At 73.4% G+C, this 25841-nt stretch carries 20 protein-coding genes and 1 pseudogene; 5 read left to right on the top strand and 16 right to left on the bottom strand.

Annotation, left to right across the window (positions count from 1 at the left end):
• From ABT160_RS09885 to ABT160_RS09855, 7 genes and pseudogenes are all read right to left on the bottom strand, one after another.
• Positions 1–422 (bottom strand): annotated as a pseudogene (locus ABT160_RS09885) (hypothetical protein); the annotation flags it as partial.
• A gap of 169 nt (positions 423–591) precedes the next feature.
• Complete coding sequence (locus ABT160_RS09880) at positions 592–1269, bottom strand: SH3 domain-containing protein (RefSeq protein WP_351645831.1); 678 nt, start codon at positions 1267–1269, stop codon at positions 592–594.
• Positions 1270–1322: 53 nt separating this feature from the next.
• On the bottom strand, positions 1323–1970 hold the full coding sequence (locus ABT160_RS09875) for an exonuclease (protein ID WP_351645828.1): 648 nt from the start codon (positions 1968–1970) through the stop codon (positions 1323–1325).
• 77 nt (positions 1971–2047) lie between these two features.
• Positions 2048–3163: a glycoside hydrolase family 26 protein gene (locus tag ABT160_RS09870; RefSeq protein WP_351645825.1), complete on the bottom strand. Its 1116-nt coding sequence runs from the start codon at positions 3161–3163 to the stop codon at positions 2048–2050.
• The gene (locus tag ABT160_RS09865; protein WP_351645822.1) at positions 3160–4908 is read right to left on the bottom strand and encodes a glycosyltransferase family 2 protein; all 1749 of its coding nucleotides are present in this window, start codon (positions 4906–4908) and stop codon (positions 3160–3162) included. The genes ABT160_RS09870 and ABT160_RS09865 overlap by 4 nt, the downstream gene beginning before the upstream one ends.
• Before the next feature lie 154 nt (positions 4909–5062).
• Complete coding sequence (locus tag ABT160_RS09860) at positions 5063–7219, bottom strand: outer membrane protein assembly factor BamB family protein (protein ID WP_351645820.1); 2157 nt, start codon at positions 7217–7219, stop codon at positions 5063–5065.
• A 228-nt stretch (positions 7220–7447) separates the two neighbouring features.
• Positions 7448–8329 carry an SGNH/GDSL hydrolase family protein gene (locus ABT160_RS09855; protein WP_351645818.1) on the bottom strand — a complete coding sequence of 294 codons (882 nt, stop codon included), beginning with the start codon at positions 8327–8329 and terminating at the stop codon, positions 7448–7450.
• 373 nt (positions 8330–8702) lie between these two features.
• Here ABT160_RS09855 and ABT160_RS09850 point away from each other — a divergent pair, with 373 nt between their 5' ends.
• The 4 genes from ABT160_RS09850 (at position 8703) to ABT160_RS09835 (ending at position 14031) form a co-directional block, all read left to right on the top strand.
• Positions 8703–9653: an endonuclease/exonuclease/phosphatase family protein gene (locus tag ABT160_RS09850; protein ID WP_502984189.1), complete on the top strand. Its 951-nt coding sequence runs from the start codon at positions 8703–8705 to the stop codon at positions 9651–9653.
• Positions 9654–9790: 137 nt separating this feature from the next.
• Entirely contained in the window at positions 9791–10786 is a 996-nt protein-coding gene (locus tag ABT160_RS09845) for an ArsR/SmtB family transcription factor (protein ID WP_351645853.1), read from the top strand.
• 493 nt (positions 10787–11279) lie between these two features.
• The gene (locus tag ABT160_RS09840) at positions 11280–12932 is read left to right on the top strand and encodes a penicillin-binding transpeptidase domain-containing protein (RefSeq protein WP_351645815.1); all 1653 of its coding nucleotides are present in this window, start codon (positions 11280–11282) and stop codon (positions 12930–12932) included.
• Between the two features lie 259 nt (positions 12933–13191).
• A complete protein-coding gene (locus ABT160_RS09835; RefSeq protein WP_351645813.1) occupies positions 13192–14031 on the top strand; it encodes an AfsR/SARP family transcriptional regulator in 840 nt (279 codons plus the stop codon).
• Positions 14032–14240: 209 nt separating this feature from the next.
• Here ABT160_RS09835 and ABT160_RS09830 read toward each other — a convergent pair whose 3' ends face one another.
• The 7 genes from ABT160_RS09830 to ABT160_RS09800 form a co-directional block, all read right to left on the bottom strand.
• Positions 14241–15647, bottom strand: a complete 1407-nt coding sequence (locus ABT160_RS09830) for an MFS transporter (RefSeq protein ID WP_351645811.1) — start codon at positions 15645–15647, stop codon at positions 14241–14243.
• Entirely contained in the window at positions 15641–16777 is a 1137-nt protein-coding gene (gene metX / locus ABT160_RS09825) for a homoserine O-acetyltransferase MetX (protein WP_351645808.1), read from the bottom strand. The genes ABT160_RS09830 and metX overlap by 7 nt, the downstream gene beginning before the upstream one ends.
• Positions 16778–16848: 71 nt before the next feature.
• Positions 16849–18453, bottom strand: a complete 1605-nt coding sequence (locus ABT160_RS09820; protein ID WP_351645806.1) for a long-chain-fatty-acid--CoA ligase — start codon at positions 18451–18453, stop codon at positions 16849–16851.
• On the bottom strand, positions 18450–19193 hold the full coding sequence (locus tag ABT160_RS09815) for an O-methyltransferase (RefSeq protein ID WP_351645804.1): 744 nt from the start codon (positions 19191–19193) through the stop codon (positions 18450–18452). The genes ABT160_RS09820 and ABT160_RS09815 overlap by 4 nt, the downstream gene beginning before the upstream one ends.
• A gap of 72 nt (positions 19194–19265) precedes the next feature.
• Positions 19266–20198, bottom strand: a complete 933-nt coding sequence (locus ABT160_RS09810; protein ID WP_351645802.1) for a 2OG-Fe(II) oxygenase family protein — start codon at positions 20196–20198, stop codon at positions 19266–19268.
• 53 nt (positions 20199–20251) lie between these two features.
• On the bottom strand, positions 20252–21121 hold the full coding sequence (locus ABT160_RS09805) for a CmcJ/NvfI family oxidoreductase (protein WP_351645800.1): 870 nt from the start codon (positions 21119–21121) through the stop codon (positions 20252–20254).
• The gene (locus ABT160_RS09800) at positions 21121–21834 is read right to left on the bottom strand and encodes a CmcI family methyltransferase (protein WP_351645798.1); all 714 of its coding nucleotides are present in this window, start codon (positions 21832–21834) and stop codon (positions 21121–21123) included. The genes ABT160_RS09805 and ABT160_RS09800 overlap by 1 nt, the downstream gene beginning before the upstream one ends.
• Positions 21835–22180: 346 nt before the next feature.
• Here ABT160_RS09800 and bla point away from each other — a divergent pair, with 346 nt between their 5' ends.
• Positions 22181–23110 carry a class A beta-lactamase gene (bla, locus tag ABT160_RS09795; protein ID WP_351645795.1) on the top strand — a complete coding sequence of 310 codons (930 nt, stop codon included), beginning with the start codon at positions 22181–22183 and terminating at the stop codon, positions 23108–23110.
• Positions 23111–23191: 81 nt separating this feature from the next.
• Here bla and amaB read toward each other — a convergent pair whose 3' ends face one another.
• Positions 23192–24727: an L-piperidine-6-carboxylate dehydrogenase gene (gene amaB / locus ABT160_RS09790; RefSeq protein WP_351645793.1), complete on the bottom strand. Its 1536-nt coding sequence runs from the start codon at positions 24725–24727 to the stop codon at positions 23192–23194.
• Between the two features lie 160 nt (positions 24728–24887).
• Positions 24888–25835 (bottom strand): 2OG-Fe(II) oxygenase family protein, encoded by a 948-nt coding sequence (locus ABT160_RS09785; protein WP_351645791.1) that lies wholly within the window; start codon positions 25833–25835, stop codon positions 24888–24890.
• Between the last annotated feature and the right edge of the window lie 6 nt (positions 25836–25841).

Raw genomic sequence — 25841 nt, 5'->3', positions numbered from 1 at the left:
CCGGGCTTCGTCGCCTGTCTGTGGGTGAGCGCCGAACAGGGCCTGTCCGCGGTGGGGGGGGGGGGGGGGGCGACGCGGCGGGGGCCGCCGGCGACGACCCGCAGGTCGGCTCCGGGGCGCGGGGGCGCGCCGAGCCGGGCCCGGAAGGTGCGGCCGTCCGGGTCGGCCGTGGGTATGCCGAGGAGCTTCGCGCCGTCGCGGAACTCCACGCGGGCGTCGCCCGGGTGGAGCCGCCGGGGCGCCACCCACTCCAGGTCACCCCTGGCGCCGAGTCGCCAGCCCGCCGGCAGGTCTCCGCCCGCCGACTGGCGGGCACCCGCCTCGGGCGCTGCGGCCGGCGCGGCCCCCGCGGGCCCGGGTGACACCACGGTCAGCCCGAGCACCGCAAGGCCGGTGGCGGCCGCTCTCAGAACACGTCTCACAGCGTGCGCTCCTCGTCCTCGGTACAGCGGCCCCGGAGCCGGGGTGAGTTCACTTCAACCACGGTGAACTCACCAGCACGCAGGGCCTCTTCCGTACCGTTGGACGATCTGCGGGGGAAAGGGGTTGCCCGCAGGGGCGGGCCCGTCGGACGCGCCCGCGCGGAACGGCTCAGCGGCAGGGCACGGGCTGCGTCTTGTACAGCAGGCCGATGTAGCGGGCGCTGACGAAGCCGTGGGCGAACGGGCCGTCGGCCACCTCGAACCACACCGGGTTGCGGTCCACCGGCTGCCCGTTGACCCGGCACCGCAGGTGCACCTTGCGACCCGCCGGGAGCGTGCCCAGCGACGGCGCGTGGCTGGTCGGCGCCCGGCGGACCTTCAGGCCGTCCGCCGCGATCGCCACGCCCGTCACGTACGGCGGCGTGACCGGCGGCTTCGGCTTCGGAGGCACGGGCGGCTTCGGCGGGGTGGTCGGGGTGCCAGGGCGGCCCTGGACGCGGACCGTGCCGTACACGATGTCGCTGGGCTTGTCCTGGTAGAAGCAGCGGGCCTTGACGGGGTAGCTGCCGGTGCGCAGGTCCGAGCGGACGAACGCGCTGGTCGCACCGGTGGCCTGGCGCGGGCGCAGCTTCGTCAGACGGACCACCGGGCGCGCGTCGAACGCCGTCGAGGAGAGCGTCGCCCGCTCGCCGTCGCACGTCACCGAGATCCCGACGCGCTCCCCGGCCCGGGCCGGCTGGGGCCGCACGTCGACGCGTCCGTCGGCGAACGCCTGGCCCGACAGGCCCACCAGGATCGCGCCGGTGCCCGCGCACAGGGCCAGCGAGCGCTTGAACATGAACCGCATGGAATCGACTCCTTGTCCGGGAACCGGCGAAGCGGCCGGTCAGGACGGAGCCTCTACGCCGCGCCCCCGCCGGGGCCAACCGGTGGCCCGTCCGGTGCACCGGCTGGCCCACTGCTACCACCCGCTCGGCCGAAACCGCCTCCCGCGCGGTGCGCGAGGACCGCCTCGAAGACCTGCGCCAGCTCCGCCGCGTCCTCGCCCGCGTGGTGGGTGTGGGGGAGCCCTTCGAGCCCCAACTGGTGCTTGATGGAACCCTTGCGGGTCGCCACCCACTCCGCTCCGGTCAGCCCCATCCAGTAGCTGCGCAGGTCCACGCCGGAGCCCGTCGCCCCGAACGGGCTCTTCCCGGTGAAACGGTGGAAGTACCAGTGAATGAACATCCCGTCCCACACGGCGGGGGCCGCCAGGAAGACCGGACGCCCGATCCCGCGCAGCCCGTTCACCCAGCGCGCCGCCGCCCCCATCGCCTCCTCGGCCGTCGGCGCCTCGCGCAGCAGCCGCTCCCGGTCGAGCCCGGAGACGGCCAGCGCCTTGGGGTCGAAGTCCTCCGAGATCGGCCGCAGTTCGGTGTAGAAGGACAGGTCGGGGCGGCCCGTCACGGCCAGGCCGAGCGAGATCATGCTGTACGGGCCCGGGATCGGGCCGTCCGCCTCGACGTCGGCGGCGATGTAGAGCTCGGGGAGCGCGGGTTGCCGGTCCATGCGGCGCACTGTAGGCCGCCGGAGCGCGCGCCCGCGAAGGGTTTTGCGCCGCGCGCGCAGGGCAGCCCGGGGACGGCTCAGTGGTAGCGCGGGGTCGAGTCCGGCTTCCAGGTCTGCTGGTAGCGCGCCGCGTCCGCGCCCCTGGCGAAGGCCGCCGAGGCGGCGGCGGAGGTCCCCACCCGCCAGTCGATCTCCTTCACCGCCTGGTACCAGATCACCCCGATGACGTCCCGGTAGCGGGGCAGGGTGCGGAACATGTCGGTGATCCACGCGGCCTTGCGGCCCGCCGCGTCCGTCGCCCCCACCTCCGTGATCACCAGCGGCTTGTCGGTGAAGCGGCGCAGCTCCTTGCGGGTCGGCCCGAAGAGGCTCGCGAAGGGCTGGTACGCCTCCTTGCCGACGGTCCCGTAGTAGCCGGACAGGCCGATCCAGTCCACGTACGCGTCCCCCGGGTAGAGGCCCTTGAGGGGCGTGGAGTTGGTGTAGCCGACGTTCGGGCTCCACACCCACACCGCGTTGCGCGCGCCGACCTGGTCGAACAGGTCGTGGACGTGCCGCCAGGCGCGCGCGTAGTCGCCGGGCCGGTTGCCGTTGGACTGCTCGCACCACGGGTACCAGTAGCCGTTCATCTCGTGGGCGAGCCGGACCGCCACCGGGTAGCCCAGCGACTTGATGCCCTCGGCCCAGGACCGTACGTACGCGTCGAAGTGCCCGGAGGTGATCCGGGACAGCTTGAAGTCGCTCTGCTCGCCGCGCAGTTCGGGGTCCTTGGACTCCTTGCGGTGGTCCCACGGCTCCCAGGCGACCATCGGCATCATCCCGCGCGCCGCCACCCGGTCGATCGCCGCCGCGTCGAAGCGGCCCGAGGCCCAGTCCGCCGAGAACTCGAACACCTGCGGCCGGTGCTTCGTCTGCCGGGCGAAGTCGGCGGCCTCGGTGAAGTCGTGGGTGCCCTCCGAGGTGAACACCCCCAGGAACGCCCGGCCCTCGGCCGGGAACACCTCGCGCGCCGCCGTCGGCGCGGGCGTCGGCCGTCCGTCGGGGAGCACCGTGCTCGGCGGCAGCACCGCGTCCGCGCGGGCCGCCGCCTCCCGGCGCGGCCGGTCGGCCAGGTCCGGGGCGAGCTGGAAGGTGTACCAGGCGAGCAGCACCGCGCACAGCGCGGCCAGCACCCGGGGGACGGTCAGCCTCACTGCTCGGCCCTCGCCGTCCGCAGCCGCGTGGTCAGGCCCTGCGCCAGGGCGAGCAGCGGCGGCAGCGACCCGGCGGCCAGGCCGAGCAGCGTCCAGATCCGCATGCCCGTGTAGTCGTGGTGCCGGGTGAAGGAGACCACGAGCAGCGCGCCCGCCATCAGCGCCCACAGCAGGTGCAGCCGGAAGGTGCGCGGCGACTCGGCGCTGCGCAGGTCGCCCTTGGCGGTGACGACGTACGCCAGCGGGCGGCGCAGCAGGGCGCTCACGGCCGCCGCGATGTACACGGGCCCGGCGAACAGGGTGAGCAGGATGCCCGCCGTGCCGAACTCGCGCCGCTCGTGCTCGGCGAGGTTGAAGCGGCGCAGCCACAGCCACAGCCCGAGGGACCCGGCCATGCCGGCCGACCACAGCACCAGCCAGGGCAGGCCCGGCAGCTGGATGGAGGTCACTCCGAGCAGCATGTACAGGGCGGTGGCCAGGGTGCCGAGCGCCAGGTTCGCGGCGACGCTCGGGTAGTAGAACTGCACCAGGTCGTACAGCAGCCGCTGGCCCCGGCTCAGCCGGATGCCCTCGCGCAGCCGCCGGTTGAGCTTGATCTCCCAGATCCCGTACGCCCAGCGTCGCTGCTGGTTGAAGTAGTCGGTCCAGGTGGTGGGGCCCTCGCCGATCGCGACCACGTCGGGGGTGTAGACGCCCCGCCAGCCGTTGCCGGTGGCCGGGTTGACGCTTCCGTGGACCCGCATGCTGGTCAGGTGGTCCTCGATGATCGAGTCCTGGTAGCCGCCGATCTGGCGCCAGGCGGCCGTGCGGTAGAGGTGGTTGGTGCCGATGAGCAGCGGGGCGTCCAGGCCGTTGCCGCCGCGCTCGACGACGCTGCTGAACAGGTACTGCTGTACGGAGGCGCCGTGCGCGACCCAGTTGTCGTAGGCGTTGCCGTACACCTGCGGCGCGACGACGAACGCGGTGTCGGGGTCGTGGAAGTAGCCGAGGGTGCGTTCCAGGAAGCACGGCATCGGCACGTGGTCGGGGTCCATCTGGGCGACCACGTCGTAGGCGGCCTCGTGCTCGGCCCGCCAGGAGTTGTGGTTCCCGGACTTGGTGCGGGCGCGGAACGGGCCGGAGTCCTGGTTGTACTCGGGGCGCCCCTTGCGGCTGAAGTGGTGCACGCCCAGGCGCGCCGCCATCTGCCGCACCACCGGGTCGTCGCCCTCGTCCAGGATCCACACGTCCACCGAGCAGCCGTGGCGGCGCACCTCCAGCATGGCCCGCAGGGTGCGCTGGACCACCTCCAAGGGCTCCTTGGCCGGGACGATCGTGGTCAGCACGGCGACCCGCAGGCCCTCGGGCGGCGCCATCGGGATCGGGTCGCGGGCCCGGAAGGCGAACACCCAGATGGCCAGCGCCTGGACGACCTTGATGCACTCCACGGCGATCACCAGGCAGAAGCCGATCCGGGCGAGCAGCAGCCAGGGGCCGCCCGGTCCGGTCACCCCGGGGCCGGGCACGTGCTCGGGCAGCAGCAGCCAGCCGATGAACACCAGGTCGACCAGGGCGGTCGCGGTGGCGATGGCGCTCAGCGCCAGCCGGTCGCCGAGCCGCAGCACCGACTGGTACGCGACCCGGGGCGCGGGCTCGGCCAGCGGACCGGTGCTGCGGCTCGCCAGCCGGTAGGCGGCCACGGCCGAAGCGTTGCGGTCGCGCCTGCGGTCGGCGCGCCGCTTCGACCGGGCTGGGTGTCCGGACATGTCCCCCCTTGGAACCCCTTGGAACCCGTTGGTCTCACGGACGGGTGAGAACCAGCTACGTGCGGTGAGGAGGACAGCGGGGGTCCGCTGTCCGGTTCCCGACGCCGCGCCGATCCCCGCACCCGTGACGGAACTGACGCATTGCCGGGACCGCTCAGGCGTACAGGGCGATCAGCGTCCCGTCGTCGGAGCCGATGAACACGCAGTCCCTGCCGACGCCGGGCGTGTGCAGCGGGGCGGAGGCGGCGTACGACCAACGGCGCTTCCCGCTCGCCGCGTCCAGCGCGTACAGCGTGTTGTCGGAACTGCCGACGTAGACCGTGGAGCCCGAGACCACCGGGGCGTGCACGTCCCCCCGGGTGGTGAACTTCCAGCGGGGCTTGCCCGTCGAGGCCTCCAGCGCGTGCAGGTCCTTGCCGCCGCCCACGTACACCGTGTCGCCCGAGGGTGCCGGGTGGGAGCCGACCGAGGCGCCGGCGAACCGCCAGACGAGCCTGCCGGTCCCCGCGTCGACCGCGTACAGCGCGTTGTCGGTGCTGCCGAAGAACACCAGGCCGCCGGAGACCGCCGGGATCCCCGAGACCGCGCCGCGCGTGGTGTACGCCCAGCGCTTCTCGCCCGAACTGGCGTCCAGGGCGTAGAGGTTGGTGTCACTGCACCCCACGTACACGGTCTGGCCGGACAGCGTCGGCGAGTGGGTGTCGTTCCCGGTCGGGTACGCCCACCGCCGCTTCCCGGTCGCCGCGTCCACCGCGTACAGCTTCTTGTCCGCGCTGCCGACGTAGACCAGTCCGCCGCCCACCACAGGCGTGTGCACGATGCCGCCGGTGGTGAACTTCCAGCGGACCGCGCCGGAGACCGCGTCCAGGGAGTACAGCACCTTGTCGTCGCTGCCCAGGTAGGCGGCGCCGCCGAGGACGGCGGGCGCCGAGCCGACCGCGGCGCCGCTGGTGTACTTCCAGCGCTGCTGACCGTCGTCGGTGCCGATCGCGTACAGCGTGCCGTCGTTGCTCGCCGCGTACACCAGGCCGCCCGCGACGCGCGGGTAGGACAGGACGGTGCCGGTCGTGGTGAAGGTCCAGCGCGAGGTGCCCGCGGGCGGCCGGTCGTCCCCGCCCAGCAGCGTCCACGCGGTGGCGGCGGCGCCCCCGGCCGCGAGCACGCCCGCCGCGCCGAGCAGCACGCGCCGCCGGCTGGGGCGCGCCGCTGCCCCGTCGGGCGGTGGCGTGGCCGGCGGGGGAGGCGTGGGGCCTTGGAGCTGCGACTGGCGCTCGGTGGCGGCGGTCGGCGCGGTGCGCAGGGTGCCGGAGCCGTACGCGTACGGCTCCGGGGTGCGCGGGTCGGGGGCGTACGGGTCCGAGGCGTACGGGTCGGGCGCCGGGGTGCGCGGGGCGAACAGCGGCGTGCGGGGGTCGGGCGTCGACACCCGCGGGTCCGGCGGCGCGGGCGCCGCGTCGACCGCCTGCCAGGGCTCGGGCAGCCAGCCCGGCGCCAGCAGCTCGCCCGGGGCCCGCCCGCCGCTCAGCGCGGCCATCAGCTCGGGCAGCGGCGGCCGTTCCTCGGGCCGCTTGGCCAGGCAGCCCGCGATCACGTCCCGCAGCCCGGCCGGTACGGCGGTGAGGTCCGGGTCCTCGTTGACCACCCGGTACAGCAGCGCGGGCACGGACGCCTCGCCGAACGGGCCGGTCCCGGTCGCGGAGAAGGCGAGCACCGAGCCGAGCGAGAACACGTCGCACCCGGGCGTGACGGCCAGGCCCTGGATCTGCTCCGGCGCCATGTATCCGGGCGAGCCGATCGTGGTGCCGGTCAGGGTGAGGCCGGTGTGCTCGGAGAGCCGGGAGATGCCGAAGTCGATGACCCGGGGCCCGTCCTGGGCGAGCAGCACGTTGGCCGGCTTGAGGTCGCGGTGGATGAGCTGGGCGGCGTGGATGGCGACCAGCGCCTCCACGAGGGCGGCGCCGAGCGCCCGTACGGACCGCTCGGGCAGCGGCCCCGCGCGGTGCACGGCCCTGGCCAGCGAGGGGCCGGGGATGTACGCCGTGGCCAGCCAGGGCCGCGGGCCCTCCGGGTCGGCGTCGACCACCCCGGCCGTGAAGAAGCCGCTCACCGCGCGCGAGGCGACCACCTCGCGGGCGAAGCGCCTGCGGAAGGCGGGTTCCTGCACGTACTCGGGACGGATCACCTTGATCGCGACCTGCCGGCCGCCGGGCGAGTAGCCGAGGTAGACCCGGCCCATGCCGCCGCTGCCGAGCTGTGCGACCAGCCGGTACGGGCCGACGGTCGCGGGGTCGTCGGGCCCCAGTTGTTCCAAGGCGCCCCCCGGGTCGCAGCCTGGACGAAGTGCCGCCGACCGGCGGACCCGCGGCGGAAGTGTAGCGGAGCGGGGGTGTTCCGGACATCGGAACAGAATCCAGCCGTATACGAAGTGCCGTGATCAACTGGGTTCATTGTGCCGAGAGTTGTCGGTGCGCGCGCGGACCCGGTGGTTCCGCGCGCGGGGTAGGCGGGCCGGTCCGGCCTGCCTACCCCGCGCCCTTGCCTACAGGCCCAGCTCCGCCGAGACGCGCTCGGCCATCTTCGCCTCGCCCAGCGCGTTGGGGTGCACGGGCACGAAGTTGGTGCCGAACAGGGCGGGTTCGACCCAGCGGGTGCCGATCGGCTTGCACGCGTCGTGGCCCTCGGAGGCGGCGGACAGGTCCACGTAGGTGCTGCCGGTCTCGGCCGCCGCGCGCGCGATCACCGCGTTGAGGTGCGTCTGCAGGTCGCGCAGGTAGGGCACGTCGCCCTTGGCGATCGGCATGGTGACGAAGCAGCCGGGCTGGGCGGCCGCGGGCAGGATCCACGGGTAGCCGAGCACGGCCACCCGGGCGCCGGGGGACTTCGCCTTCACCGCGAGCAGCGCGGCCTTGACCCGCGGGTAGGTGTTGGCGTCGATCTCGTCCGTGAACTTGCTGCCGTTGGCGTTCTTGCAGGGGCTGCCCTGGCCGAGCGAGAGCGCGCCGAGGGTGCCGCAGGACAGGATCGCGTTGATGAACGTGCCGTTGTCGTTGCCGCCGATGGTCAGCGTGACCAGGTCGGTGTCGGCGCGCAGGGCGTCCAGCTGCGGAGCCACGCCCGGGTACTGGGACCCGGCGAAGTCCTTGGTCTGGGCGCCGCCGCAGGTCGCGTCGGTGAGTACGGCGCCGGTCCTGGCGGCCAGCACGTGCGGGTAGTTGGCGGTGGACCGGGCGCACAGCAGCGAGGCCGACGGGTCCAGCGGCAGGATGCCGGAACCGGCGCTGTAGCTGTCGCCGAGCGCGACGTACCGGGTGGCCCGGCCCGCGGTGTCGGCCTGGGCCTGGGCGGGGGCGGCGAGCGCGAGGAGCGCGCAGCCTGCCACGAGGGCGGCGGCCGTCCGGCGCAGGCGTGCGGGGACCTGCATGGCGGTTCTCCTTCGGGTGCGACGGGGAGGGCGGGCCCGCCGGACCCGCGCGTTCCCGGGCAGCCCCGGGCAGCGCCGGTGGGCGCGGAGCGGGGGTGCGCGTCCGGCCCGGTGGCCGTGGGGGTGGACCGGGGCAGGACGGACGGGGCGGCGGCGGATCGGTGGGGCGGGCGGCTCTGCCGTGATGGGGGATTCCCTTGGCGCGCTTTGAAGTTACCGACAGGTTTGAACGAGGGTCAATGCTCGTGCACGGGGTTGTCCGCGGCCGTTCACCCGGCACCGGCGCGGGACGCCGTGCCACCTGGTGGGGGAGCCGGAACCAAGACCCACTTCCCGCGCGTCGTCGCCCGCGGGGGTGAACAGGAGGACGGGTGTGCGGGGCGTGACCGAGGGCTGGACGCTGCGGGGCCGGCGCGGACGGGGGCGGGTGCCCGCGGCGCTCGCCGTGCTCGTCGCCCTGCTGCTCGCCGGGCATGTGCTGGTGCCCAACACGGGCCCGCGGCTCGGCAGCCTCCTGGAGACGTTCCTGCCCTGGCTCGGGCTCGCGGTGCCGCTCCTGGCGGGCGCAGCGCTCCTGGCGCGTTCGGTGGCCGCGCTGCTCGCGGCGCTGCTGCCGCTGGGGGCGTGGCTCGGCGTGTTCGGACCCGCCCTGCTGCCCGCGCAGGGCGGCCACGACCTGACCGTGCTCCAGCACAACGTGAGCGACGAGAACCCCGACCCGGAGGCGGCCGCCCGCGCCCTGCTGTCCGTACGGGCCGACCTGCTGGCCCTCGAAGAGGTGACCCCCGCCGCGCTGCCCCGCTACCGGGCGGTGCTCGACGCCGCCTACCCGTACCACGCGCGGTCGGGCACCGTTGCGCTGTGGTCGCGCCTCCCGCTGCGGGACGCGCGCCCGCTGGACATCAGGCCGGCCGGGGTCCCCGAGGACTGGCAGCGCGGCCTGCGCGCCACGGCCGCCACCGCACGCGGCGACGTCGCCGTGTACGTCGTGCACCTGCCGTCGGTACGGATCGGGGCGGGCGGCCTGCGCTCGGCCCGGCGGGACCAGAGCGCGGCCCGGCTGGGCCACCTGCTGGCCGCCGAGGCCGAGGAGCGGGTGGTGCTCCTCGGCGACCTCAACGGCACGGTCCAGGACCGCGGCCTGGCCCCGCTCACCAGCCGTCTGGACACGCCCCGTTCGGGGCTCGCCCCCAGCTGGCCCGCCGGGCTGCCGCTGGCCCGCATCGACCACGTGCTCGCCCGGGCCGCGACGGTGACGCGGATCGGGCGGGGCCCGGCGACCGGGAGTGACCACCTGCCCGTCGTGGGGAAGGTGAGGCTGTGACGCGGCCGCCGTCCGCGCGCCGCCGGCCCAGGTGAAGATCACGACCGGTCTTGCGGGGGCGGGGGTCCGGCGGCGATCTTTGTCGCAGCGGTGTCCGGGACGCGGGGCGAGTCAGGAGGGAGCGCGGCGTGCTGCGCATGTACTTCACCGGGGACGACCTCAGGAGGATCGTCGTGGCCGACGCCCCCGACCCGCTCTGGGACGTGCTGCTGAGCCTGCACGTGCTCCAGGACGGCGCGGGCGACGTCGCGTTCGGCGAGTGGCGGCGGCGCACCCGCGCCGAGCGCTCCCCGGACGCCCGGCTGCTCTCCGAACTGGCCCGGCCCTGGGGCTACTCGCCGGACTTCCTCACCCCCGGGCGCGGTGACGCCGGGTTCGAGGCCCAGCTGGACCGGCTGCTGTCCACGCCGCGCCGCAGGATCGCCCACGACATGGACCGGCTGGCGTCCGGGGCGCCCCTCTCGCTCTGGGCCAAGTCCCTCGCTGAGGGCGACAGTTCGGCGCTGGAGCGGCTCGGCGGGGCGCTGGCCGGGTACCGGCGCGCGGCCCTGGACCCGTTCGAGGACGTGCTGCGGCTGCACACCGAGGCCGACCGCCAGCGCCGGGCGCGCGCCCTGCTCTCCGGGGGCGTCGACCGCCTCCTCGCCGAGCTGCACCCCCGGGTGCGGTGGAGGGCGCCGGTCCTGGAGATACCGGTCTACGCCGACCAGGAGGTCCACCTCGACGGGCGCGGCCTGGTCCTCGTCCCCTCGCTGTTCCTGCGCATCCAGCCGATCACCGTGCTCGACCCGGAGATGCCGCCGGTGCTCGTCTACCCGCTGCCGCCGCAGGTGGGGTGGCTGGCGGCGCGGCGCTCCCGGGGCGGCCGAGGGGCGCCGCCGGACGCCCTGGTGGACCTGCTCGGACGGACCCGCGCGGCGGTCCTGGAGTCGGCCGCGGGGACGGGGACCACGACGGACCTGGCCCGGCGGGCGGGCGTGGCGCTGCCGGTGGTCAGCCGCCACACCGCCGTACTGCGGGACGCGGGGCTGCTGACCACCCGGCGCGAGGGCGGAGCGGTGCGGCACCGGGTCACCGGCCTGGGCATGGCGCTGCTCAACGGGGAGCTGCCGGGGTGTCCCGGCGGGGTCTGAGGCGGTCCTTCCGGGCCTCCGGTGATCTTCGAGCCGTGCCCGCGGTGACCTTCGAGCGGGGCTTGAGCAGGGCTTGAGCAGGGCTTTTGCCCGAAGAGGCAAACGATGGCCGCCTCCGGTCCGCTGGGCCAGACTGGTGTTCGTACACCACCGGGAAGCCCACGTCGCCCGTCGCGACCGACACACTTGGGGGTTTTGCGCGTGCCCGTTCCCTCCGCGGTCAACCGGCCCGATTCCGGCCACTGTTCCCGAGGTGACTCCGCGCGGACGGCGGAATTCCTTCAGAGGACTGGACCGGTGGTCCCGTGAACTCCTTCCGGTCTCGTGCGGCTTGACCGCATTGCCGTGACATTGGAATGACAAAGGCCCAAGTCTGTAAGCGGAAAGGGTGGTCATCCGGCCGATCTCCGCAGGTCACTTGCCCGTCTTGAATCATGCGTTCCGCGGATCTAAGAAGAGTGACAGAAGAGTGAAAGCGCTTAATCTGAGCCACATGGTGCACTCCGACAACTATGGCAATCACCAGCAGGGGCAGTACGGAAGGCGCCGTACCGCTCGCCGCGTCGTCCTCCCGGTGCTCGGCGCGGGAGTGGTCGCGGCCGCGGGCTACTGGGGCTGGACCGCGCTCGCCGGGGACGACGCCGACGACCCGCAGGTGGTCGCGGCGGGCCGGCAGCTCGACCGGTTCCTGACCGCGTGGGAGGCCGGTGACGCCAAGGCGGCCGGAGCGCTGACCGACACCCCCGAGGGCGCCGAGTCCCTGGTGAAGTCGGTGATGACGAACCTCGGGCCCACCTCCACGGAGATCACCGCCGAGCCCGGCGAGAAGGTCAAGGAGGGCGTGGTCAAGGCCCCGTTCACGGTACGGATGAAGCTCGCCGGGGCCGGCGACTACTCCTGGGACTCCTCGGCGCGGCTGATGCGCACCGGCGAGTCCTGGAAGGTGGAGTTCGAGACCCCGCTGATCCACCCGAGGATGAAGGCGGGACAGACGCTGGCGCTCAAGTCCCGCGACCGCGCGCCGATCCTGGACGCCACCGGCAGGGAACTGCGGTCCGCCTCCCTGGTCGGCGCCGTCGACCCCAAGACCGGAAAGGGCCTGTCCGGCCTCCAGGCGCGCTACGACGCCCAGTTGACCGGTGGCGCGGGCCCCGCCCGGTCCGTCGTCGTCCTCGACCGCGCCTCCGGCGAGGTCGTCAGCAAGCTCACCGGCACCGAGGCGGGCAAGGGCAGGCCGGTGAAGACGACCATCGACCCCGCCGTGCAGGCGGCCGCCGCCGCGGCACTGGAGGGCGTCAAGAAGAACGCGGCGATCGTCGCCGTCCGGCCCAGCACCGGGGAGATCATCGCCGCCGCCAACCGGCCCTCCGGCATGAACCGCGCCCTGGAGGGGCGCTACCCGCCCGGCTCCACCTTCAAGGTCGTCACCTCCGCGGCGCTGCTCGGCAAGGGCATGAAGCCCGCCGACACCGGCGACTGCCCGAAGTTCGCCACGGTCAACGGCCAGCGCTTCGAGAACCAGGACCAGTTCGAGCTCGGCGCGGACGCCACCTTCCGGGACGCCTTCGCCCGTTCCTGCAACACCTTCTTCGTCAACTCCCGCACCAAGCTCGGCCCTTCGACCCTGCACGACACCGCGGCCGCCTTCGGCATCGGCGGCGCGTGGGACGTCGGCGCGGTCACCTACGACGGCAGCGTCCCGGTCTCCGAGAGCGACAACGACAAGGCCGCCTCCACCATCGGCCAGGGCCGCGTCCAGGCGTCACCGCTGGTCATGGCCTCCGTCGCGGCCACCGTCAAGGCGGGCGCCTTCCAGCAGCCCGTGCTCGTCCCCGAGGCCGTCAAGAAGAAGCACACCGCCACCGCGAAGCTCGACAACGCTGTCGTGGCCGACCTGAGGGCCATGATGCGCGCCACCGTCACCTACGGCGCCGGAAAGGCCCTCAAGGGCCTGCCCGGCGAACCCCACGCCAAGACCGGCACCGCCGAGTTCGGCCAGGACACCCCGCCCCGCACCCACGCCTGGATGATCGGCTACCAGGGAGGCAGCGACATCGCCTGGTCCGTACTCCTGGAGGACGGCGGATCGGGCGGGCGCGACGCCGGTCCGGTGGCCGCGAAGTTCCTCTCCGGCCTCACCCCCTAGCGTTCCGGCACCGGCCGGGAACGAGCACCACCGCATTCCGCCGCATTCCTGCGGGGGCCGCCCGCCCCCACGGTCCGAAGAACTCTCGCACCGTTCTGTCAAGAGAGTTCCCGTCCACGTTCAAGGTGTTGATGCACGAGCCACTGCGTTTGATCATCGATGCGGGCCAGGTCCCGGAAAAGGATCTCGATTCGGCCGGGGAGCCGGCGTCCAGACGCTCCCGTCGGGCTGGGTATCTCACACAAGGGGGAACCACCAGATGAGTATCCGCAACCACCTCACCATCCAGCTTCTCGGCCCCGTGACCCTGCTGCGGGGCGGCGCGTCCGTCGCCGTCCGCGGGCAGCGGCAGCGGCGCTTCCTCGCCTCACTCGCCCTGCAGCCCGGTCAGGTGATCTCCAAGGGAGCCATCATCGAGGACTCCTGGGACGGAGAGCCGCCGCTGACGGTCTCGGGACAGCTGCAGACCTCGGCCTGGATGATCCGCAAGGCGCTCTCGGAGGCCGGGACGCACCGCGACGCCCTCGGCTCCCACGACCTCGGCTACGAGCTGCGGGTGCCACCGGAGTGTATCGACGTGTTCGTCTTCCGCGAGGCGGTGCGCACCGCGCGCGACCTCCACGCGCGGGGCGAACAGAAGGAAGCGGCCACGCGGTTGGACGACGCGCTGGCCCTGTGGAAGGGCGCCGCCCTCACCGACGTCACCTCCGTACGGCTGCGCATGAAGGGCGAGGCGCTCGACCGCGAGCGGATGGCCGCCGCCGAGCTGCGCGCGCTGATCGACGTCTCCCTGGGCAACTACGGCGAGGCGATCGCCGAGCTGACCGAACTGGTGGAGCGGGACCCGCTGCGCGAGGACCTGTACGTGGGGCTGATGAAGGCCTACTACGGCGAGGGCCGCCAGGCCGACGCCATCCACGTCTTCCACCGCGCCAAGGAGATCCTGCGCGAGCAGATCGGGGTGAGCCCCGGCACCCGGCTGCGCGAGGTGATGCAGGCCATCCTGCGCCAGGACGAACTCGTGCTCAGCGCCCAGGGCCGGCCGACCCGGACGGCCGAGCGGGTCCCCGAGCAGATGTCCCGGCAGCGCGTCGGCTGAGGTCCGGGCGCGACGGTACGGGAAGCACGGCGGGGGGGGGGCGGGGGGGCGCCCCCCCCCCCCCCCCCCCGGACAGGGCGCCCCCCCCGCCGGCCGGCGCCGGCGGGGGCCGCCCCAGCGCGGGCGGCGGCCGGCTCTCGCCGTCCGCGGGGGGGGGGGCCCGGCCCCCCCGCCCCCCCCCCGCCCGTACGTACGCGTACGCCCCCGCGTCAGGCCGGCGCGGGCTCGGCCTCCTCCTGGCGCGCCGCGCGCGCCCGGGTCAGCCGGTACAGGCCCGTCAGCGTCAGCAGCGCCATCACGATCAGGAACACCATGCCGTGCCGGTAGCCCTCGGTGACCTGCGCCGGGTCGGGCTGGGCCCGCAGCGCCAGGCCGTAGAAGGCGATCCCGATGACCGCGGTGCCCACCGAACCGGCCACCTGCTGGGTGGTCGCGAGCAGCCCGCTGGCCGCGCCCGCCCGGCCCGGCGCCACCCCGTCCAGGACGAGGCCGAGCAGCGGCCCGACCACCGAGCCCGTGCACAGGCCGTTGGCGCCGAGCAGCACCGAGAGCGCCACCGTGCCCACCTGGCCCGGGTGCGGGACCAGCAGGTACTGCGCGCTGAACAGCACCACCTGGCCGCACATCGCGACCAGCAGCGGACGCGTCCCGAAGCGCTTGGACAGCGCGTGCGAGCTCATCGACGCCACGCAGAAGCCGATGAACATCGGGCAGGTGACCAGCCCGGCCTCCAGCGGGTCCAGGCCGCGCCCCGACTGGAGCAGCAGGGCGATCACGTACACGTGCGAGGAGAGCGAGGCGTAGAACGGCAGCACCGCGAGCAGCCCGGTCCGCAGGCCCGGCACCCGCAGCAGGCTCGGCGGCAGCAGCGGGTCGCGGCCCAGCGACTCCTCCCGGCGCTCCCACCACCAGAACACGGCGAGGACCACCACCGAGACGGCCAGCATCGCCAGCGCCCAGGCCGGCCAGCCGGTCGAGCGGCCCACCGTCAGCGGCAGCACGAGCAGCACCAGGCCCGAGGCGCACAGCAGCACCCCGGCCCGGTCCAGGCGCAGGCCCGCGCCCGGCGGGGACTGCGGGATCAGCCGCGGCGCGAGGAGCAGCGCCACCAGGCCCACCGGCAGGTTCACCAGGAACACCCAGCGCCAGGAGAGCCCGAACAGGTCCACGCTGATCAGGACGCCGCCCAGGAGCTGTCCCACGGCCATCGCGGCGCCGAGCGCGAAGCCGTAGACCCGCATCACCTTCGAGCGCTCCTCCGGCGGGTAGTGGATCTGGATCAGTGCCAGGACCTGCGGGTAGAGCACCACCGACGCGGCGCCCTGCAGGGCCCGGCCGACGATCAGCCACCAGGCGTTCGGGGCGAAGCCGCACAGCGCGGAGGTCGCGGTGAACAGGGCCAGCCCGATCACGTACGCCTTCTTGTGGCCCCAGTGGTCGCCCAGGCGCCCGCCGATGACCAGGAACGAGGCGTACACCAGTCCGTACACGACGACGACCAGCTGGGTCTCGCCGCTGGACGCCGACAGGTCGGAGGCGATCGACGGAACCGCCACGTTGACGATGAAGAAGTCGAGGGTCGCCATGAAGGCGCCCACGAGCAGGATGGTCAGCACGGGTCCTCCTGCTCCACGGCCAGGCGCAGCTCGGGCTCGATGAGCTCGGGCGCGAACATGAACCCGTAGTGGCCCAGGTCCGACTCGATGACGCGGACCCGGGCGCCGGGGATGCCCTCGGCCAGCTCCCGCACCGCCTCCGGGGGGTAGGGGCGGTCGCTGGAGAAGCCGACGACGTGCGCGGCGGCGGTGATCCGGGCCAGGGCGTCCTTCACCGAGCCGCGGCCGCGCGCCACCGACGCCCGCATCGCCGCCTCGGAGAGCACCAGGTAGCAGTTGGCGTCGAAGCGCTCCACCACCTTCTCGCCCTGGGCGAGCAGGTAGCCGCCGAACCGCTCGTGGCAGCCGTCCGGGTCGTCCGCCAGGTCCTCGCCGCCGAACCGCTGCTGCCAGTAGGCGTCGGTGCCGTAGCGCAGGTGCGAGAAGCCCCGGGCCAGCGCCGTGCCGTCGTGCGGGCCGCAGCCCTCGGGCAGTTCGTAGTAGTCGCCGCCGTGGAAGTGCGGGTCGCGGCGGATCAGTTCGAGCTCCAGGACGGTGTGCCCGGCCTGCTCGATCCGGGTCGCCGCGGACACCGACACCAGCGCCAGGGCGCGCACCCGCTCGGGGCGCGAGACCGCCCACTCCAGGGCGCGCGCCCCGCCGATGGACATGCCGACCACCGCGTGCCAGCGCGCGATGCCCAGCGCGTCGGCCAGCGCCGCCTCCGCGTCCACCTGGTCGGACACGTCGAGGGCCGGGAAGCGGGAGGCCCAGGGGTGCCCGTCGGGGGAGGCGCTCGCCGGTCCCGTACTGCCGTCGCAGCCGCCCAGGCAGTTGATGACGACCACGTGGAAGCGGTCGGTGTCCAGGACCAGGCCGGGGCCGATCACCGAGTTCCACCAGCCCTCGGCCGGATGGCCGGGGCCCGCGGGGCCCGACGCGTGGCAGGTCATGCTCAGCGGCGGCAGGACCAGCACCGCGTTGCCCCGGTCCGCGTCCAGCTCGCCCCAGGACTCGTACGCCATCGTCACCGGGCCCAGCGAACCCCCGGAGGCGAGCCGCAGCGGGTCCTCGACGGTGTGCGTGGTCACGAACCGCCGCCCGCCCGGCGGGTCGCCGGGCTGCCACGCCCCGGTGTTGCGCAGTCGCATGGTGAGCCTTCCGTGGGTCGCGAGGGGTGGGTACGGGGAAGGGCCGGGGCGTCGTCGCCCCGGCCCGGTCCTCAGTGATCGGCGTAACGGCCGCGCAGCAGCTTCTTGTCGAACTTGTTGGTGGCCGTCCTGGGGATCTCCGGGACGAACTCGAACCGGTCGGGCACCCACAGCCGGGCCAGCCGGCCGAGCAGGAAGTCCCGCAGCGCGCCCGGCGAGACGCGCGCCCCGGGCCGCGGCACCACCACCGCCAGCGGGCGCTCCTGCCAGCGCGGGTGCGGCGCCGCGACGACGGCCGCCTCCCGCACGTCGGGGTGGTCCATCAGCGCGTTCTCCACGGCGATCGAACTGATCCACTCGCCGCCCGACTTGATCAGGTCCTTGCTGCGGTCGGTGATCCGCACGTAGCCCTCGGGGTCGATGGACGCCACGTCCCCGCTGCGCAGCCAGCCGTCGTGGAACTTGTCGGTGTTGGACTCGTCGCCCGGCCGCTCGTAGCGGGTGGCGCCCCACAGCGAGCGGACCTCCAGCTCGCCCTGGGTGACGCCGTCGTGCGGCAGCTGACCGCCGTCCTCGCCGGTCAGCCGCAGCTCGACGCCCGCGACCGCGAGGCCCTGGGTGTGGTGCAGGTCCAGCTGCTTCTCCAGCGGGCGCGAGGCGTGGGTGCTGCGCACCCCGGTGAGCGCGACCGTCGCCATGTTCTCGGTCATGCCGAGCCCCTGCTGCATGGTCACGCCGCGGTCGGCGTAGCGGTGCACCAGGCCCGCCGGGATCGCCGAGCCGCCCGACAGGATGCGCTTGACCGTCCTGAACACCCCGACCGGCGGGTCGTGTTCGTCCAGGGCCAGCCAGAAGCTCGGCACCCCGCAGGCCAGCGTCACGCCCTCGCGCTCCAGGGTCCGCGCGATCGCCGCCGGGTTCAGGTGCGGGCCGGTGAAGACCAGCCCCGAGCCGGCCAGCGCGGCCACGTAGGGCATGCCCCAGGCGACCGCGTGGAACAGCGGGGTGAGCGGGAACAGCACGTCGTTCTCGCCCACCCCGTAGGCGTCGGTCGCGCACATCGCCAGCGAGTGCAGCACCAGCGAGCGGTGCGAGTGCGCGACGGCCTTGGGGTGCCCGGTGGTGCCGCTGGTGTAGCAGACGCACGCCGTACGGTTCTCGGCGACGTCGCGCGGCTCGTCGGGCGCGCTCGCGGCGAGCAGCTCCTCGTAGTCCGCGGCCGCCGCGAAGGCGGGGTCCACCTCGGCGCCGTCGGGCAGCACCACGAAGGTCCGCACCGAGCGGAGCAGGGGCAGCAGCGGGGCGAGCCTGCCGGTGAGCGAGGCGTCGACCATCATCACCTCGGCCCCCGAGTGGGCCACCACCCAGGCGATCTGCTCCTCGGAGAAGCGCACGTTGACCGGGACCAGGACCGACCCGGCCATCGGGACGCCGAAGAACAGCTCCAGGTGGCGGGTGTGGTTCCAGGCGAAGGTCGCCACCGCGGCGCCGGGGGCGACCCCGAGGCCGGGCAGCGCCCCGACGAGCCGGTGCGCCCGCTCGGCCACCACCGCCCAGGACTTGCCGGCCGGCCGTCCTTCGAGGTCGCTCTCGCGGATCTCCTTGCCGGGCGCCACGGCCACCGCGCGGCGCAGCAGGAAGCCGACCGAGAGCCCTATTCCGCCCAGCGCCGTCACGACGCCAGCTGGACCAGGGTCATGCCGTCGTGGACGGTCAGCAGCGCGGTGCGCACCCGCGGGTCCTCGGCGACGTGCCGGTTGAACTTGACCACGTCGTGCGCCCAGTTGGCCATCATCCGCTCGACCCACTCCTCGCCGGTGGCGGCGGTCTCGGCGGGCGGCAGGTCGCGCGGGGACAGCACCTCGCCGCCCCACATGGTGTTGTCGATCACGAGCAGGCCGCGCGGGCGCAGCAGGTCGCGGGCGAGGATGGTCTCGAAGTACTTGATGTAGTTGGGCTTGTCGGCGTCCAGGAAGATCAGGTCGAAGTCGCCCTCGACGCTGCTCAGGGCCGACAGCGCGTCGTCGTCGACGGTACGGATCTTGTGCTTGTCGCGGCAGCGCTCGAAGGCCCGTACGGCCACGTCCTCGGCGCGCTTGTCCGCCACGTAGGTGTCGACGGTGACGATCTCGCCGTCCTCGGGCAGGGCGGCGGCCATGGCGACCGTGCCGTGCCCGGTGAAGGTGCCGATCTCCAGGATGCGGTCCATGCCGCCGGTGGTGATCAGCATCTGGAGGAACGTCACCTGGGTGGGGGCGCTGGAGATGTCGGCCCACTCGGGCACCAGGCGGGCCGTCTCCTCCTCGATCCTGGCCAGTTCGGAGGAGACCGGCGAGGAGGACGCCTCGGCGTACTCGCGCATCCCCTCCCGGAAGATCGTGGGCTTCTTGAAGACGGCGTCAGACCTGTGTTCCATGGGTGCTCCCTCGGCGGGTCGCGAGCGAAGTGCCTGTCCGGCAGGGGTGGTTGGGGCCGTGCTGGGTGGGGGTCAGGCCTTGGTGGCGTGCATGGTGACGTAGTTGGTGCCGATCCAGTCGCCGAACGTCGCGGTCTCGGCGTCCAGGCTGACGTCGAGGCCGTACGCGCGGGCCTTGGGCACCGAGAAGGAGAAGTCGGTGGCCGGGCGCAGGAAGAACACGCTGGAGGTGCGGTCGCTGCCCTCGCGCTGCCCGGCGCCCGGGGAGATCACGTGGTGCCGGGGCGCGGGCACCCGGCCCTGGGTGACCAGCGGCGCGATGGCCCCGCACATGGCGACCACGGTGCCGGGCACGTGCGGCAGGCTGACCATCTCGCCGTCGATCTCCGCCTGCAGGCTCACGAAGCCGTTGGCGCAGGGCGTCTGGTGGATCAGCGTCACGATCGACAGGTCGTAGTGCGGCGCCATCCGCCGGGGCACCAGCTCCGCCGCGCGGTGCTCGGGCACCTCGGGGAAGTAGCGCAGCCGCAGCACCGGGTCGGCGTCAAGCAGCTCGTCCAGGTCCGGCCCGTCGTAGCTGCCCGAGGCGACGAGGACGGCGCGCGCGGTGTCCTGGGTCGCCCGGTACAGCCGGTCGAAGTAGTCCTGCCACACCGCCTCGAAGGCGGGGGAGGGGAAGAGGTTGCCCCCGATGCCCATCGAGAACGACTCCGAGTAGTCGGTGTAGGTACCGGTGTTGGTGACCTGGGCGGTGCTCTCCGCCTCCAGCGCCGAGTAGCCGCGCCGCATGGTGGGCACCGAGGTCGTCACCGCCGCCTTCTCCTCGGCGGAGCCCCGGGCGAAGAAGTCCGTGGCGGTGCGGGTGGCGTGCCGGTGGTCCTCCTCGGACACTCCGGTGTCGGTGAGGTAGCAGACGCCCGCCCGCGTCATGCAGCGGTGGAACGCCTCCTGGTCCTCGCCCTTGCTCAGGGCGGCCAGGCTGAAGGTAGGTACGGTGCTGTTCATCCTGTTCACCTTCGGGGTTCGGCGATCGGTGGGTCCGTCGCGGGACGGCTCCCTCAGTAGTGGTAGACCAGCGCGCGCAGCTCCAGGGAGGTGCGCAACAGGCCGGAACGGGGCCCCTGTTCGTCGAGGAACGCCGAGTGCGGGCACACCCCGGACACGTCCGCGAGCTCGCCGTCCGCCCCCTCGCCGCTGGCCCGGGCCAGGCCGCGGCTGGCGCTGTCGTAGCACTTGAAGACGATCGCCTCGGCGGGCGACAGCCCGTTCCAGTACGACCAGCGGTGCTCCGGGTTGTGCTTGACCGAGTAGCTCTCGCGGTCCTTGAGCCAGGCCGGGAACTCCAGCCGGGTGGGCACCAGGTCCCGGCCGAGGTCGAGCGAGCGGTAGTCGCACAGGGCGAGGGGGTAGTTCCGCACCGGCGCGAGCAGCGGCCGCCACACGTTGAGGATCTGGAACCGGCGGAACGGGCGGCCCGGTTCGCCGTGGCCGTCGGCGCGGTGCCGGGCGCTGCGCGGGCTCTGGTCGACGTGCACCCGCAGGTGCGGCGACTGGTTGTTCGGGTCGCGCGGCGCGTCGGCGACCTGGCGGCGGTGCGTGGCGTCGAAGAAGCGGACCTCGTCCCCGCCGGTCAGCCCGGTCAGCAGCTCCCGCACCTCGGCCCGGTAGCGCTCCATGGCCTCCGGCTCGTCGTCGGCGAGGGCCCGCTGGTCGACGGCGGTGGGGCGCTCCACGCGCTGGAAGCCGGCCTCGTCGAGCGAGGGCTCGCGCGGTCCTTCGCGCAGGTCGTCGACGACCGTCTCGTACGGCTCCATGCGGAAGTTGAGGATCACCTCGGGGGGCCGGGACACCGCGTCGATGTACCAGTCCTGCGGCCCGTCGGGGGTGAGCGGGGCCGCGTAGTGCAGCAGGGTGGAGACCGCCGCCATCAGCGGTCCTTCTTCGGCAGCCTGCGGAAGACCCCGCGGTCGAGCTGGGGGCTGGTGTTGGCGTACACCATGTCCATCGACAGCACGTCGCGGAAGGAGGACAGGTACTGGATCAGGTGCTGGGGGCTGTACCGGTACCAGTACGGGATCATGTCCTCGATGATGAAGTAGTCGCCCTCGTCCAGCAGGTGGTCCACGGCCCAGCGCATGATGTTGAACGTGTTGGCGTGCGCGTCGTCGATGAAGATCAGCGGGTGCGCGAGGTCCTTGAGCTGCTCGAAGGTGGACAGGTCGTTGCAGTCGGCCTCGCGCAGCGAGATGTTGTGCATCTCGTCCTGGGGTATCTGGCACCGCGACAGGTCGCGGTCGATCCCGATCACCTGGGTGTCCAGGCCCATCAGCCGGGTCAGGTCGCGGAACCAGGCGAGCGATCCGCCGCCGTAGACGCCGAGCTCGACGATGGTGCGCGGCTTCAGCTCGAAGACCAGGTCGTGCAGGGCGGCCTGGGTGTCGGGGTCCTTCAGCAGGCGAAGCCCCCTCCACTGGTAGCGGGAGAAGTCCGAGTAGCCCAGGTCGCGGGGCGCCTCGTCCCACTGGTCCAGCGGCCAGTCACGGGGCCGGTCGGAGAGCACCGGGGGGTGGTAGGCGGGATCCTCGCCGAGACCGCTGAACTTGCTCAGGTCCAGGAATTCTTCGGCCGAGTAGTCGTTCACGGAACTCTCCCTCGAATCTGCGGGTCCGGGGCCTGAATTGAACCGGTGTTTCACGATCCCCCATGGCACTTCGATGCTAACGAGACGTGCTCTTGGGGCGCTCTTCCGGCGCTCTCGGCGATCTCTTCGCCGCATTGCGCGGCCTTTCGGGGAATCCCGGCGCGCCCTCGGGCCAAGTGGCACGGTATTCGCCGCAATTCGGGGACGCGGGCGCGGAGTGAGAGCGGTTTCCGGCCAGATGTGCGAAAGCGTCGCCCGTACGGCGGGCGGGTTGGACTCTCCTCCCGCCGACCACGTACAAAAGGGACGTCACGCGCCGACCGCCGCCGAAAGCAGGTACGACCGCATGCCCCGTACGACGTCCGGACCGTCCCGCCGCTCCCTGCTCCTCGCGGCAGCCCTGGTGCCGCTGGCGGGCTGCGGGACCGGTACCGAGAGCCCCGCCCGGCGCGCCACCCCGGCGCCCGCGCCCAGCAGGCTGCGCCCCGCGCCCTCCGTGGACGTGTCCGAGTACGCGGCCCTGGAGCGGCGTCACGGCGCCCGGCTCGGCGTGTACGCGCTGGACACCGGCAGCGGGGCCGCCGCGGCCTACCGGGACGGCGAACGGTTCGCGTTCTGCTCCACGTTCAAGGCGCTGGCCGCCGCGGCGGTCCTGCACCGCGAGGCGCTCCCCGCCCTGGAGCGGCGCGTGCCCATCAGCGCCGACGACGTCAACACCATCTCGCCGGTCACCGAGACCCGTACCGGAGGCAGCATGACGGTACGTCAACTGTGTGACGCGGCCGTACGGTTCAGCGACGGCACGGCCGGCAACCTGCTGCTGCGCGAACTCGGCGGGCCCGATGGCCTCACCGCCTACTTCCGCACCCTGGGCGACACCGTCTCGCGCATGGACCGCTACGAGCCCGGACTGCACCGGGGCCGCGTCGAGGACCCCCGCGACACCACCACGCCCCGCGCGGTGAGCGAGGACTTCCGCCGCCTGCTGCTCGGCGACGCGCTGCCCGCCGACAAGCGGGCCCTGCTCGACGGCTGGATGCGCGCCAGCACCACCGGCGAGAGCCGCATCCGCGCCGCGCTGCCCAAGGGCTGGCGGGCGGCGAACAAGACCGGCACCGGCAAGTACGGCCGCGCCAACGACGTCGCCGTGCTCTGGCCCCCCAGCGGCGCACCCCTGCTGCTCGCCGTGATGAGCGACCGGCCCGGCGCCGACGACCGGCCCCAGGAGGCCTTGGTCGCCGAGGCGGCCCGGCTGGCCTTGGCCGACGTGCGCTGAACCGGCGGCTACCCGCACCCGCTGACGCACGCGAGGGGGCGGCCACCCCCGTGGTGGCCGCCCCCTGACGTCACGTACGCGCTACTGCGAGAAGTCCACCCCCTGGGCCAGCGCGACCCGGCCCGAGTAGTTGACGGTGTTGGTCGCCCGGCGCATGTACGCGCGCCAGGCGTCAGAGCCCGACTCGCGCCCGCCGCCGGTCTCCTTCTCGCCGCCGAACGCGCCGCCGATCTCCGCGCCCGAGGTGCCGATGTTGACGTTGACGATGCCGCTGTCCGCGCCGTCGGCCGCCAGGAAGCGCTCGGCCTCGGCCTGGTCGGTGGTGAAGATCCCGGCGGACAGGCCCTGCGGCACGTCGTTCTGCAGCCGGATGGCCTCGTCCAGGTCCCGGTAGGACAGTACGTACAGCACCGGCGCGAAGGTCTCCTCGCGCACCACCGGGCTCTGCGCGGGCATCCGCACCAGCGCGGGCCGTACGTAGTAGGCGCCCGGCGCCGCCGCGTCGCCGACCCGCTCGCCACCCGTGACGACGGTGCCGCCCTCGGCCCTGGCGCGCTCCAGCGCGGCGCGCATCTTCTCGTACGACGCCTCGCCCACCAGCGGCCCGACCAGGGTGTCCTCGGCGAACGGGTCACCGATCGGCAGCCGCTCGTACGCCCGCGCGAGCCGCTCCACCACCGTGTCCACGACGTCCTCGTGCACGATCAGGCGCCGCAGCGTGGTGCACCGCTGCCCGGCCGTGCCGGCCGCCGCGAACACCGCCGCGTTCACCACCAGGTCCAGGTCCGCGCTGGGGGCGACCACGGCCGCGTTGTTGCCGCCCAGCTCCAGCAGGCTGCGGCCGAACCGGGCGGCCACCCGGGGGCCCACCGCCCGGCCCATCCGGGTCGAGCCGGTCGCGCTGACCAGCGCCACCCGCTCCGCGTCCACCAGCCGCTCGCCGATCCCCGCCGCGCCGAGCACCACCTGGTTCAGTCCCGCCGGCGAGCCGGTGTCGGCGGCGGCCCGGTCGAGCAGCGCCGAGCAGGCCAGCGCGGTGAGCGGGGTCAGCTCGGACGGCTTCCACACCACGGTGTCGCCGCACACCAGGGCCACCGCCGCGTTCCACGCCCACACCGCGACGGGGAAGTTGAACGCGGTGATCACGCCGACCACGCCCAGCGGGTGCCAGGTCTCCATCAGCCGGTGCCCGGGCCGCTCCGAGGGCATCGTGCGCCCGTACAGCTGGCGGGACAGGCCCACCGCGAAGTCGCAGATGTCGATCATCTCCTGCACTTCGCCGAGCGCCTCGGAGCGGATCTTGCCCGCCTCCACGGTCACCAGGTCCGCCAGGTCCTGCTTGTGCTCGGCCAGCAGCTCGCCGAGCCGCTTGACCAGGGCGCCGCGCACCGGGGCGGGCGTGGTGCGCCAGGTCAGGAACGCCGTGTGCGCGGCCTCCACGGCCCGGTCGACGTCCTCGGGCGCGTCCACGCGCAGGCCGAACAGGGCGTCGCCGGTGACCGGGGTGCGGGCGGCGAGCGCGTCGCCCTTGTGGGCGGCGAGCACCACCCCGCAGCGCGCGAGCGCGGCCTCGGCCCTGGTGCGTATCTCCTCGGTGGCGCTGACTGATTCGAGCATCGGGTCGTTCTTCCCTCTTTCACCGGACGGCTGTCGCGGAACGGGTGTCGCTGAGCGAATGCTGCTGAACGGGTGCTGCTGGGCGAATGCTGCTGATCGGGTGCTGCTGGGCGAGTGCTACTGAACGGGCGTCACCGAGCGGGCGTCAACGCCTCATCGCTCACGATGCCTTCTCCGTACGGATGTTGACGTAGTTCCCGCCGATCCAGTCCTGGAACGTCGCGGTCTCGCCGTCCAGGCTGATGTCGAACCCGCACTCCTTCGCCAGGGGCACGGAGAAGGAGAAGTCCGCGTTCGGCCGCATGAAGAACACGCTGGAGGTGCGGCCGCTGCCCTCGATCAGCTCCCGGCCCGGGGCCGCCACGTGGTGCCGGGGCGCCTTGACCAGGCCGCCGGTGACCAGGGTGGCGATGGCGCCGCAGAACACCAGCACCGAGTCCGGCCTGGCCGGCAGGTCCACGAAGGTGCCGCCGACCTCGACCTGGAGGCTCACGAACCCGTTGGGGCACGGGGTCTGCTGGATCAGCGTCACCGACGACAGGTCGTAGTGCGGCGCCATCCGCAGCGGCTCCTCCTCGGAGCTGCGGTGCGCCGGGACCTCGGGGAAGTAGCGGAAGCGCAGCAGCGGGTCGCAGTCCACGAACGCCTCGACCCCGCCCTCGGGCTCGGTGCCGGTGGCGAGCAGCACCTGGCGGGCGACCTCGCGGGAGGCGTCGTACATCCGGCCGAAGTACTGCGTCCACGTCTGCCGGAAGTCCTCGGTGGGGAAGACGTTGTCCGCGAGGCCCATCGAGTAGCACATCGAATAGTCGGTGTACGAACCGGTGTTGGTGATCGAGGCCGTGCTCTCCGACTCCAGGCCGGTGAAGCCGCGCCGCTGGGTGGGCACCTGCGAGGTGACCGAGCGCTTCTGCTCCGGGGTGCCGTGCTCGAAGAAGTCGACCGCGACGTCCTTGGCCGACTTCAGGTCGGACTCGGTCAGGCTGCTGCCGGTGAGGTAGAAGACGCCCTTCTCCGCCAGGCAGGCGCGGAACGCGTCGCGGTTCCGGCCCTCCTGGAGGTCGGCGAGGTCGAAGGTCGGCACCGTGGTGTCCGTGGTGTGGTCCATGAGGTT

It is taken from the genome of Streptomyces sp. NPDC001941 (genome assembly GCF_040296945.1).
Lineage (GTDB): Bacteria > Actinomycetota > Actinomycetes > Streptomycetales > Streptomycetaceae > Streptomyces.
This window is presented reverse-complemented; position numbering and strand designations above follow the sequence as displayed.

Excerpts from the sequence above, each read along its gene's own strand:
- ABT160_RS09815 (WP_351645804.1), bottom strand. The coding sequence starts at position 19,193 with ATGGAACACAGGTCTGACGCCGTCTTCAAGAAGCCCACGATCTTCCGG.
- ABT160_RS09880 (WP_351645831.1), bottom strand. The coding sequence starts at position 1,269 with ATGCGGTTCATGTTCAAGCGCTCGCTGGCCCTGTGCGCGGGCACCGGC.
- ABT160_RS09840 (WP_351645815.1), top strand. The coding sequence starts at position 11,280 with ATGGTGCACTCCGACAACTATGGCAATCACCAGCAGGGGCAGTACGGA.
- bla (WP_351645795.1), top strand. The coding sequence starts at position 22,181 with ATGCCCCGTACGACGTCCGGACCGTCCCGCCGCTCCCTGCTCCTCGCG.
- ABT160_RS09875 (WP_351645828.1), bottom strand. The coding sequence starts at position 1,970 with ATGGACCGGCAACCCGCGCTCCCCGAGCTCTACATCGCCGCCGACGTC.
- ABT160_RS09785 (WP_351645791.1), bottom strand. The coding sequence starts at position 25,835 with ATGGACCACACCACGGACACCACGGTGCCGACCTTCGACCTCGCCGAC.
- ABT160_RS09845 (WP_351645853.1), top strand. The coding sequence starts at position 9,791 with ATGTACTTCACCGGGGACGACCTCAGGAGGATCGTCGTGGCCGACGCC.
- amaB (WP_351645793.1), bottom strand. The coding sequence starts at position 24,727 with ATGCTCGAATCAGTCAGCGCCACCGAGGAGATACGCACCAGGGCCGAG.
- ABT160_RS09810 (WP_351645802.1), bottom strand. The coding sequence starts at position 20,198 with ATGAACAGCACCGTACCTACCTTCAGCCTGGCCGCCCTGAGCAAGGGC.
- ABT160_RS09805 (WP_351645800.1), bottom strand. The coding sequence starts at position 21,121 with ATGGCGGCGGTCTCCACCCTGCTGCACTACGCGGCCCCGCTCACCCCC.
- ABT160_RS09835 (WP_351645813.1), top strand. The coding sequence starts at position 13,192 with ATGAGTATCCGCAACCACCTCACCATCCAGCTTCTCGGCCCCGTGACC.
- ABT160_RS09855 (WP_351645818.1), bottom strand. The coding sequence starts at position 8,329 with ATGCAGGTCCCCGCACGCCTGCGCCGGACGGCCGCCGCCCTCGTGGCA.
- metX (WP_351645808.1), bottom strand. The coding sequence starts at position 16,777 with ATGCGACTGCGCAACACCGGGGCGTGGCAGCCCGGCGACCCGCCGGGC.
- ABT160_RS09865 (WP_351645822.1), bottom strand. The coding sequence starts at position 4,908 with ATGTCCGGACACCCAGCCCGGTCGAAGCGGCGCGCCGACCGCAGGCGC.